The organism is Leptolyngbya sp. GB1-A1, assembly GCF_039962475.1.
In the GTDB taxonomy this organism is placed as follows: Bacteria; Cyanobacteriota; Cyanobacteriia; order Elainellales; family Elainellaceae; genus Leptolyngbya_A.
The window spans coordinates 1-2,468 of the sequence record NZ_JAMPLI010000120.1 but is presented as its reverse complement, the minus strand read 5'-3'; the positions used below and the strand labels follow the sequence as shown (position 1 = coordinate 2,468).

At 49.1% G+C, this 2,468-nt stretch carries 2 protein-coding genes; both read right to left on the bottom strand.

Annotated features, from left to right (window positions below; translation table 11 throughout):
- Nucleotides 1-445: 445 nt before the first annotated feature.
- On the bottom strand, nt 446-1,822 hold the full coding sequence (locus NDI45_RS30805; protein WP_348250073.1) for an FAD-dependent oxidoreductase: 1,377 nt from the start codon (nt 1,820-1,822) through the stop codon (nt 446-448).
- 61 nt (nt 1,823-1,883) lie between these two features.
- A complete protein-coding gene (locus NDI45_RS30800) occupies nt 1,884-2,315 on the bottom strand; it encodes a cupin domain-containing protein (RefSeq protein ID WP_348250072.1) in 432 nt (143 codons plus the stop codon).
- Nucleotides 2,316-2,468 lie beyond the last annotated feature (153 nt).

Here is a 2,468-nt window from a genome sequence, read left to right as displayed (position 1 = left end):
GGCATCCGTTAAATCGACGATGTAACGCTTCTGACTCATAATGATCTTCCTGGATTTGAGTCACCTTACCAGAAATAACCCCACCAGGCAAAGTTCCCTTGGCAGACTACTAGCAATTACCCTTCTCTGCCTCCTCCTCTCACCTTGCCGGGTTAATAACTGTCTCCCACGCTTGCTAATAGAAGCAAGATGCATATTTTTCACGACTTGAAAATTCGCAACGAAGGGAAATTAAGTTGGAGCAGTAACTCTAAAACCTGCTTACAAATTGCCCATCGGCAAACAAAGATTGAGCCAACTTGAGCAGTTGCTCGAAAGCTTGACGAGAAGGAGCATAGAGCTTCTAACTGAGGATTTGCGCTCTGTTGGCAAACGCAAATCGTGCTGATAAATCATCAGCACCTGGCAACCGTTGCAAAGTTAGTCGTTGTTGATTACTCCTTTCTTACATATTGGGACAGGTTGGCATATCCTCTCCAGCGAGTAGCCTGGCGAGACTGGGCAAGGCCTCACCGTAAGTTGGGTGAATATGAACCGATTGTTCAAGCAATTGCCAGGATACTTTCGCTTCCATCAGTGACAAAAAGACATGCACCAGTTCAGCCGCTTCGTATCCAACCAGCGTTGCTCCTAAAATCAAATTCGTTTGAATGTCGATGACCATGCGGTAGAAACCCAGATCGTGCCCCCACTCAACGCTGCGAGCAATATGAGCCATCGGCAGGGTAACTTCGCGGGCAGCGATACCCTTTTCCTGCGCTTGCTCTAACGTCATCCCCACTCGACCCACTTGTGGTTCTGTATAAACGGCATAACCCAACACGCGATCGTTGCGTGTCCGGTGTTCGCCACACAGAATCGCTTTTAAGCGACGATAGTCCTCCCAAGAAACATGGGTGAAAGCAGGCTGTTTGGCAACATCTCCGATCGCATAAATTCCAGGGCACGTTGTCTGAAACTGATCGTCGATTTTGATAAACCCCTGTTCATCTAATTCAACGCCGGTCGCCGCAGCATTTAATGCTCCAGTATTCGGTTTGCGTCCTGGTGCAAGCAGCAATGCCTCTCCATCGAGCACTTCACCATTGCTCAGCGTCAGGGTAAACACACCGTTGGTATAAGCAACCTGCTTAACCGTCACGTTGAAATGTACGCCAATTCCATCTTGCTTCAAGGCATCCAGCAGCACAGCACTGACCTCAGATTCTTCTTGAGCCAGCAGGCGATCGCCCCGCACGATTAATTGGGTTTGGCTGCCTAAACGCGCTATTCCCTGCCCTAACTCCAGAGCAATATAGCCCCCGCCAACCACAAGCAACCGGGGCGGAATTTGCTGCAAATCAAAGAAGTTTCGGTTGGTGAGATAGGGCGTTCCTGCTAAACCAGGAATGTCAGGAATGGTAGAAGATGTGCCTGTGTTGATAACGACGATCGGAGCCTGTACCGTTACCCCGCCGCCGCTGACCGTTCGTTTTCCGGTGAACACAGCTTCAGCACAGACGATTTTAACCCCTGCACTCTCTAGTCGGCGTTTAGTACCGTGGTTAAACTGGCTGCGAATGCCCCGCACCCGCTCCATCACCATAGGAAAATCGACTTCGACCTGCGCGTGTACACCGAGCTTTGCGGCTTGTCGAGCGCGACCTGCGGCATGGGCAGCGGCTAAAAAGGCTTTAGAAGGAGTGCAGCCATAGTTGATGCAACTGCCGCCCAAGGCATCGCGCTCAAATAAAACGACCTTCTTCCCTGCTTTGGCAAAGTCAGCCGCGATCGGAACTCCGCCCTGACCGCTGCCAATCACAATTACATCTGCTGTTTCCATAGTTACCTCTGTTGATGTTGATAAAGTGAGCAATTAAATAGCGTGAATGTTCTCACAGTGATTAAAGGTAGGCTCCGGGTGGACTCAAAATTTCGTCACCAATCTCAGCAGAAATGCGTTCAAATAGTGCCATGTCCGGTGTTGCTGTTTTATCCTGTGTGCCGACTGCTGCAATCAGCCGAGCAAAGCTACTGGGCGCAGCAACAACCAATCCACGAGCAGATTGATTGCTGAATACGCCGATCGCATGCGCTGTGGAAGGAGAAATCAAAAAGCTTTCACCAGCACTGAGTACAAACTTGTTTTCACCTGCCCAGATCGTGAATTCTCCTTCAAGTACATAGAGTTGTTCTGAATAGCGTGTGTGACGATGGAGCGGTGTTTGTGTACCTGGTGGGAAGTAGCCTTCAATCAAATCGTACTGACCGTTAGTTGTAGTGTGATCGGCAATGATATTGAGGCGAGCACCCAAAAGCCAGAAAGATTGTGTCATGAGATTGCTACCGATTGATGCGTAAGTTATTTATTACAGTTATTAACCCGGCAATCATAGAAGAGGCATGAAGTTATGCAGCATAAGCAATAAACCGATGCTTGAAATATCGCATGACTCGCTGTGGGAGCTTCTGGAGTTTATGCAAATGAG

Bases quoted from the DNA above. Each gene is read 5' to 3' on its own strand.
- NDI45_RS30805 (WP_348250073.1), bottom strand. From the start codon at position 1,822: ATGGAAACAGCAGATGTAATTGTGATTGGCAGCGGTCAGGGCGGAGTT.
- NDI45_RS30800 (WP_348250072.1), bottom strand. From the start codon at position 2,315: ATGACACAATCTTTCTGGCTTTTGGGTGCTCGCCTCAATATCATTGCC.